Source organism: Nocardia sp. NPDC057455 (genome assembly GCF_042802775.1).
Classification (GTDB): Bacteria; Actinomycetota; Actinomycetes; order Mycobacteriales; family Mycobacteriaceae; genus Nocardia.
In genome coordinates this window covers 1-7845 of record NZ_JBHVDM010000158.1, presented here as the reverse complement: position 1 = coordinate 7845, position 7845 = coordinate 1, and the positions used below count along the sequence as shown (strand labels likewise).

Sequence of the window (7845 nt, the reverse complement as noted above, 5' to 3'; positions counted from 1 at the left end):
GGGCCGCGAACACGCCGCGACGAAGTCGCGGCCAAAATACACTGCACGGATGCGTCGCTATGTGGCCGCCATCGATCAGGGCACGACCTCGAGTCGGTGCATCGTCTTCGACCGGCAGGGACGCGTCGTCGGCGTCGCCCAGCGCGAGCACGAACAGATCTTCCCGCGACCGGGCTGGGTGGAACACGATCCCGAAACCATCTGGCGCGATACCGAATTCGTTCTCGGTGAGGTGCTGGAGCGCAGCGGGCTCAGCGCTGAGGACATCGCGGCGGTGGGGGTCACCAATCAGCGTGAGACGACAGTGGTGTGGGACCGCGCGACCGGGCGGCCGGTGTACAACGCGATCGTCTGGCAGGACACCCGCACCGACCGGCTGTGCGCCGAATTGGGCGGTGACGCGGGAGCGGCCCGTTACCAGGATCGCACCGGTCTTCCGCTGTCCACCTACTTCGCGGGGCCGAAGCTGCGCTGGATCTTGGACAACGTGCCCGGTGTGCGGGATCGCGCGGAGGCCGGCGAGCTGTGCTTCGGCACGATCGACAGCTGGGTGCTGTGGAATCTCACCGGCGAGCACATCACCGATGTGACCAATGCCTCACGCACCATGCTGCTGGATCTGCGCTCCTTGCAGTGGGATCCGGAGATCTGCGCGGAGTTCGGCGTGCCGGAGTCGATGCTGCCGCGGGTGCGCAGTTCCTCGGAGGTCTACGCGCCGATCGGCTCCGGACCGCTGGCCGGGGTGCCGGTCGCGGGCATTCTCGGCGACCAGCAGGCCGCCACCTTCGGCCAGGCCTGCCTATCGCCGGGCGAGGCCAAGAACACTTACGGCACCGGCAATTTCATGCTGCTCAACACCGGAACCACGCCGGTGTTCAGCAAGCACGGCCTGCTCACCACGGTGTGCTACCGCCTCGGCGACGCGGACGCGGTGTACGCCTTGGAGGGCTCCATCGCGGTCACCGGCTCGCTGGTGCAGTGGTTGCGCGACAACCTCGGCATCATCTCCGCCGCCGACGAGATCGAGCCGCTGGCCCGCAGCGTCGACGACAACGGTGGCGCCTACATCGTCCCCGCTTTCTCCGGGCTGTTCGCGCCCCGCTGGCGTCCGGACGCGCGCGGCGTGATCGCCGGGCTCACCCGTTTCGTCACCAAAGCGCACCTCGCGCGCGCGGTGCTGGAGTCCACCGCGTTCCAGACTCGCGAGGTGGTCGACGCGATGCGCGCGGACGCCGAGTCCCAGCGGCTCGGTCTGGAGCTGACCACGCTGAAGGTGGACGGCGGCATGGTCGGCAACGACCTGCTCATGCAGTTCCAGTCCGACATCCTCGACGTGCCCGTGGTGCGCCCGGTGGTCAACGAGACCACCGCGCTCGGCGCGGCGTACGCGGCCGGTCTCGCCGTCGGCTACTGGGCGGGCACCGACGACATCCGCGACAACTGGACCGCCGACAAGACCTGGCGCCCCGCCATGCCGGACGCCGACCGAGCCGAGCGCTACGCCGCGTGGAACAAGGCCGTCGAGCGCACCTACGGCTGGGTGGACTGACGACCGCGGCGGGTCCGACTCCTCTCGCCGTGCCACATCCCTCCGACCGGCCGGGACGCGACCAGCGACCGCTGCGAACCGACTCCGACTACTTCGTGCGGCGGCAGTGTGGCCGTGGACCCGGCCTCGCGGTAGACCCGTGAGACGAGGATCGGGCCGGTTCGAAGATCGAACCGGCCCGATCGAGACAGCCGTGACTCAGTTCCGGCCGACGGCTCGGCTAGCCCGGATGGCACCACGTGGTCACCGGCTGGCAGTGGTGCGCCGAAGCGACACCCGGCACCAGCGAGACGATGCCGACTGCGATCACCATGCTTGCGAAGAATTTCCCGATCATAGAATTACTCCCCTCCTATTGGATGTCAGCAACCCTATCGGGTAAATCCATCAGGAGGCAATCGAAACTTGTTGTCGCCGGAGACTATTCACCTATCGCGCGCGCCAAGCGTGCGACCGCCTCTCGAAGCGTCGCCGCCTCGGAGGTGGTGAAGCACAGACGCATCGAATTCCGATGGGCACCGGAGACCGCGAACGCATCGCCGGGGACGTAGGCGACGCCGAGATCGATGGCGCGGGGCAACAGGTCCACGGTGTCGGTGCCATCGGTGAAGTCGACCCACACGAACATGCCGCCCGCGGCGTCGGTGCTCACCAGCCGGTCACCGAAGCGCACGCGCAGCTCGTCCACCAGGACACGCGCTCGCGCACCATAGACGCGCCGGATCTCCCGCACATGCGCCCCCAGCCACTCCGCGTCGGCGAGCAACTCGGCGGCGATCTGCTGGGTCAGGGCGGATCCACACAGGTCCGCGCCCTGCTTCGACAGCTCCACACCCCTGCACACCGCGTCGGGCGCGGTCATCCAGCCCACCCGCAAGGTCGGGGCGAGCGTCTTCGATGCGCTCGACAGCCGGATCACGTGCGGCGAATAGGCCGCGACCGGCTCCGGCGACGGGCGATCGAACCACAGCTCGCCGTATGGATCGTCTTCGATCACCCAGAATCCGTACCGTTCGGCGAGTTCGGCGAGTTCGCGACGACGCGCCGGGCTCATGGTGACACCCCGCGGATTGTGGAAGTTGCTCACTGTGTGCACCACCGCGGGCCGCTCGCCGCGGCCGAGCAGGTCGGCCAGCGCGTCGACCCGCATACCCTCGGCATCCAGCGGAACGGTCACGATGCGCGATCCGGCGGCACGGAACACTTGCAGCGCGCCGACGTACGCCGGATCCTCGACCACGACGAGCGCGCCCGGATCCAGCAGCACCTCCGCGAGCAGCGACAGCGCCTGCTGCGAACCGTGGGTGACGAACACCTCCGCGAGCGGCACCGGCCGCCCCAGCCGCGCGGTCTCTCGTTCCGCGAGCACGTCACGCAGCGGGCCCCAGCCCGCCGATTCGGTGTACTGCAGCCGTGCGCGATCCGCCAGCGCCGATTCCGCGGCTTGCGCGATCCGGTCACGCGGCATCAACTGCTGGTCGGGCAGACCGCCCGCCAGACTGACGACGTCGTCGCGCGCGGCCACCTTCAGTAGATCGCGAATCGCCGAACTCGTCAGGCCGCCGAGACGCCGGGCCAGCGGTGGGGTGGTCGCCGACATGAAACCTCCTGAAAGGACGTCACGGTACGCGAGCCCTCACTGTTTCATGTCAGCTACCAAAATGTGAAATTAGATTCTCAATATGTGGGAAAAAATCACCGTTCTACGATGGCGAATACCAGTTTCTTGCCGTCCCGATCGACGGTCGTGACCCTCTGCGGGTACACGATCGTGGTGCCATCGGGCCGATGATCGGTCAGATCGACATCGAAGAAGTCTGGGCCCACCTCGGTGATCCGCACGCAATGCGTCGCTCCTACCGGGACCTGCTCGTCGATGGCCTTCTGGAGTTCGGCAGCCGTGGAGAAGTTCGCGTCCGGCGCTACGAACGACCGAGCGAGATCCCCGTTGCGCGCGACGTAGAACGCGTTCTGAAAGCCCAAGATCGCACCTACACCGCTGGTCGTGTCACCTGCGCCGTTGCCGATGGTCACCTTGCCGTCCTTGCGGGACGGGCAGCTCAACGCCGCCGTGGTGGTGCCGACAGAGGCCGTGGGGTCTGTACCGTCCCCGTTGTCGCGCGAGACCGCGATGATCGTCACCGTCAGCGCGATCAGCACTGCGACCGCCGCGAGCGCGCCGAGCACCACCCGCCGCGACGAGGAGCCCGAGCGCCGGGTAGGCGCCGGTGTGGTGGGTACGCGCAGCGCCAGTCGCATGGCGATCGGGTCTTCCGCCCAGGACAGACTCGACTCGGAGGGCGACGGAGGCTTCGGAACGCCGCCCTCGGCAGTCGGCTGATTCCACCAGGAGGAGTCTTGCTGATCACCAGCCTTGGGTTGCGGGCGCGCGGACATCGCGGCGGGTTGCTCGGGCTCGACTGCCGCGGGCTCGACATAGTGCGTGGCTTCGGGCGCACGGAACTGCGGCGGCAGCGCCGGCGTCGTCTCCGGCTCGCCTGCCGGGCGCCAGGTGAGTCCGGAGTGGTCTGCCGCCTGCTGCGGCACCTGCCACCCAGGGCCGGTGTCGGCGCCCATCGGGGGACCGAATTCCGCAACGGGCGGCCCGAACTCGGAAACCGGCGGCCCGAACTCCCCCAACGACGGACCGAACTCCGAACCGGACTGGTCGGATTCGTTCTCCCTCGCATCACCCTCGGAGGTCACACCCAATCCTTTCCCAGGACACACAAGTGGGGCGGCCGCGAACGGCCGCCCCACCCGTCGAAAAACAGCACGTGTCAGTACTGGAGTGAACCACCCCACTGAGTGGTGGCACCACCCACGTCGACGGTTTGCGGAGCGAAGTCGCCCGGCTGAAGCGGAAGCTTAACCTGTGCGGCGGCTTCCAGGGCGGCCGCGCCGCCCGGCTGCTCCCGGATCCAGTCCTCCACCGCGGCCTTGGCCTGGTTCAGCTGGGTGGTGTCGAACACCGCGGTGGTGTTGTTCGAGGCCAGGCCTTCGCCACCGGTGTAGGTGGTCAGCTTTACGGTGTTCTTGTCGACGAACTCCACCGAGACACCGGCTTCACCCGCGCCGGTCGGCGTGCGGTAGCCGATGGTGCCGACGTAGCCCGCCTCGTTGCTGAAGTGGTGGGTGTTGGCCACGTGGCCCGGCAGCAACGCGCCGCCATCGATGTTCGCGCCGATCTCCGCGTGCGGACCGGTCATCTCGACGACCGGAGCGGCCGGAGCGGCCTCCATCCGTGGCGCCTGCCAGCGCGGCTGTGCCTGCGGCTGTACCAGCGTGGAACTCTCCGGCTGCCGTGCCTGGGTGTTGTCGCTCTGGGCCTCCGGCTGCGGCGCGGCCTGCCGGCCGGGCTCCGGAGCCGCCTGCTGCCCCGGCTGCGGCGCGGCCTGGTCCGGCGAGACCGCGGCCTGCGGATCGCTCGGCTTCTGCTGGCCGGGGACCGGCAGCGGCGCGACACGCGGCGGGGTCACGCCCGGCTGGGTCGGCTTCGCGAGCTTCGGATCCTTCTGGTCGGGCGCGGCGTGGTCCGACTCCGGCGTGGTGACGCCGGGCTGGCGCGGCGTCGGCTTGCTCTCCGGCTTCTCCGTATCCTGCTTGGATTCCGGCTTGTTCGGCTCCGGCTGCGTGGTTTCCGGGGTGCTCGGCGACTCGTTCACGCCCGGCTGCGTCGGAGCGGGCGTCGGCGGAGTGGTCGGATCGTTGGGAGCCGCCCCCGCAGGCGCAGCGAAGAGAGTGGCCACGGCGGCCGCTGTGGCCAGTGGCAACGAGGTGCTCGCCATCGCTCGCTGCGCCCGACTCGGCTTACGATGTTTCACTTTTCGCGCTTCCTTCCCGGGTGCGGCCGAATCGGTCGCATGCAGTTGTCCCTGGGTGAGACGCCTGATCGTCGAACGACCCGGGCCGTTCGCCGTGCCGATTCGGAAAGGACCCTTCCCCCCACACCGAACTCCGCGACCGTCCTTCGATCGCATCTCTGCCGGAAGTGAACCACATGTGCGCACGATGGGCAACGCGGCGAATAGCCATGAGTGGCAAGAGCGCCCGCATCCCGCGCCTGCCCCGAGTTCACCGGGCATGGTGTCCGGGATCGGACACGGCACCGGAGGCGCCAGAAAGGGTCAGCCGAGGTCGTCGTGCCGCATCAGCAATCGCGCCGCCTCGGTCACCGAACCCGTGAGCGACGGATACACCGAGAAGGTCTGGGCCAGGTCGTTGACCGTCAAATTGTTCTGCACCGCAAGGGCGATCGGCAGGATCAGCTCCGAGGCGATCGGCGCGACGACGACGCCGCCGATCACCACGCCGGTCGCGGGACGGCAGAAGATCTTGACGAAACCGCGTCGCAGACTCGACATCTTGGCGCGGGGGTTCGTGTTCAGCGGCAGCATCACCGTGCGCGCGGGAACCTCACCGTTGTCGATCGCGGTCTGGCTGACGCCGACGGTCGCGATCTCCGGCCGGGTGAACACCGCGGAGGCAACGGTCTTCAGGCGAATCGGGCTGACGCCCTCGCCGAGCGCGTGATACATCGCGATGCGTCCCTGCATCGCGGCCACCGAGGCCAGCGGCAACAGACCGGTGCAGTCACCCGCGGCGTAGATGCCGGGCACCGACGTGCGCGACACGCGGTCCACCCGCAGGTAACCACCGCGGTCGAGTTCTATGCCGACCCGCTCCAGCCCGAGGCCACCCGTGTTGGGCGTCGAGCCGACGGTCATCAGCGCGTGCGAGCCGGAAACGGTGCGCCCGTCGGATAGCTTGACCACGATGCCGTCGGCGGTACGCTCCACCGCGTCCGCCCGCGCGTGCTTGACCAGTTCGACGCCGCGCTCTGCGAGCGCGTCCTCCAGCACCAGCGCCGCGTCGGCGTCCTCGCCGGGCAGCACGCGGTCGCGGCTGGAGACCAGCTTCACCCGCACACCCATCTCGGTGTAAGCGGAGACGAACTCCGCGCCGGTCACACCGGAACCGACGACCACCAGGGTCTCCGGCAGCTCCTCCAAGTCGTAGAGCTGACGCCAGTTGAGGATGCGCTCACCGTCCGGTTCCGCGCCCGGCAGCACACGCGGGCTCGCGCCGGTGGCGATCAGCACGACCTCCGCCTCGATGGTCTGCTGCGCGCCGTCGGCCAACTCGGCCAGCACCCGGTGCGCGGCCATGCCGCCGCCGCGGTCGATCAGCGAGCCGTAGCCCGCCAGCACGGTCACCCCGACGGTCTGCAGCTTCGAGCGGATATCGGAGGACTGCGCGAGCGCCAGCGCCTTGACGCGCGCGTTCACCTCGGCCAGCTGCACCTGCGCCTGAGTGGGGTCGAGGGTGATCCCGAGATCGCGAGCGCGGCGCAGGTCGGTGCGCACGCCGGTCGAGGCGATGAAGGTCTTGGACGGGACGCAGTCCCACAGCACGCACGCGCCGCCGATCCCGTCGGAATCGATCAGCGTCACCGACGCTCCGTGCTGGGCCGCCACCAGGGCCGCCTCATAGCCGGCCGGTCCGCCACCGATGATCGCGATGCGGGTCATTGATACCTCCGCTCGTGCTTCGCGCCGGGATCTCCGGCGCGAGGTAAACGTTATCCGCCAACCGCCTCGCACTACCGACCGCGTTACCGCTGCGCAACCGTTCCCCGCCGCGCGCCGCGCCGCAGGTGCGGCAATCGAACGCGGTCCGTGAAGATTATTGGCTACCCTTTGCTGGTGCCGATCTATGCCGCTTACGGGTCCAACATGGACTCGACGCAGATGCTCGAGCGCTGTCCGCACTCCCCCATGTCCGGGACGGGCTGGTTGGAGGGCTGGCGGCTGACCTTCGCCGGTGACGACATCGGCTGGGAAGGGCCTCTCGCGACGGTCGTCGAGGATCCCGGTTCCCGGGTGTTCGTCGTGCTCTACGACGTGTCGCCGGAGGACGAGGAGCGGCTGGACCGCTGGGAGGGCTCGGACTTCGGCATCCACAAGAAGATCCGCCTGCGCGTCACCCGCAACGCCGACAATGGCGAACCCACGCTGGCCTGGCTCTACGTGCTGGACGCCTACGAGGGCGGCCTGCCCTCGGCCCGCTACATCGGCGTGATCGCCGACGCCGCCGAAAAAGCGGGCGCGCCAGAGGATTACGTGCACGCCCTACGCACCCGCAACAGCCGGAACGTCGGCCCGGGCAACTTCGGCTGACCGCGCGTCACACCGCAACGCCAGCGTCACACCGCAACGCCAGCGTCACACCGCAACGCCAACGTCACACCGCAACGCCAACGTCACACCGCAACGCCAACGACCGACCAAAACCCA

At 68.8% G+C, this 7845-nt stretch carries 6 protein-coding genes; 2 read left to right on the top strand and 4 right to left on the bottom strand.

The genetic code is table 11. The features are described 5' to 3' along the window. Nucleotides 1-49: 49 nt before the first annotated feature. On the top strand, nt 50-1549 hold the full coding sequence (glpK, locus tag ACFU5M_RS33535; RefSeq protein WP_379055478.1) for a glycerol kinase GlpK: 1500 nt from the start codon (nt 50-52) through the stop codon (nt 1547-1549). A gap of 421 nt (nt 1550-1970) precedes the next feature. Here the strand turns inward: glpK and ACFU5M_RS33530 are convergent, their stop codons facing one another. The 4 genes from ACFU5M_RS33530 to ACFU5M_RS33515 form a co-directional block, all read right to left on the bottom strand. Beyond that, entirely contained in the window at nt 1971-3149 is a 1179-nt protein-coding gene (locus ACFU5M_RS33530) for a PLP-dependent aminotransferase family protein (protein ID WP_379055476.1), read from the bottom strand. 95 nt (nt 3150-3244) lie between these two features. Next, on the bottom strand, nt 3245-4255 hold the full coding sequence (locus tag ACFU5M_RS33525) for a hypothetical protein (RefSeq protein ID WP_379055474.1): 1011 nt from the start codon (nt 4253-4255) through the stop codon (nt 3245-3247). Nucleotides 4256-4329: 74 nt separating this feature from the next. Further along, nucleotides 4330-5337 (bottom strand): hypothetical protein, encoded by a 1008-nt coding sequence (locus ACFU5M_RS33520; protein ID WP_379055472.1) that lies wholly within the window; start codon nt 5335-5337, stop codon nt 4330-4332. A gap of 339 nt (nt 5338-5676) precedes the next feature. Next, entirely contained in the window at nt 5677-7080 is a 1404-nt protein-coding gene (locus ACFU5M_RS33515) for an NAD(P)H-quinone dehydrogenase (protein WP_379055470.1), read from the bottom strand. A gap of 174 nt (nt 7081-7254) precedes the next feature. Between ACFU5M_RS33515 and ACFU5M_RS33510 the strand changes: the two genes are divergently transcribed. Then, nucleotides 7255-7728 carry a gamma-glutamylcyclotransferase gene (locus tag ACFU5M_RS33510; protein WP_379055468.1) on the top strand — a complete coding sequence of 158 codons (474 nt, stop codon included), beginning with the start codon at nt 7255-7257 and terminating at the stop codon, nt 7726-7728. Nucleotides 7729-7845: the final 117 nt, after the last annotated feature.

Excerpts from the sequence above, each read along its gene's own strand:
- glpK (WP_379055478.1), top strand. The coding sequence starts at position 50 with ATGCGTCGCTATGTGGCCGCCATCGATCAGGGCACGACCTCGAGTCGG.
- ACFU5M_RS33530 (WP_379055476.1), bottom strand. The coding sequence starts at position 3,149 with ATGTCGGCGACCACCCCACCGCTGGCCCGGCGTCTCGGCGGCCTGACG.
- ACFU5M_RS33520 (WP_379055472.1), bottom strand. The coding sequence starts at position 5,337 with ATGGCGAGCACCTCGTTGCCACTGGCCACAGCGGCCGCCGTGGCCACT.
- ACFU5M_RS33515 (WP_379055470.1), bottom strand. The coding sequence starts at position 7,080 with ATGACCCGCATCGCGATCATCGGTGGCGGACCGGCCGGCTATGAGGCG.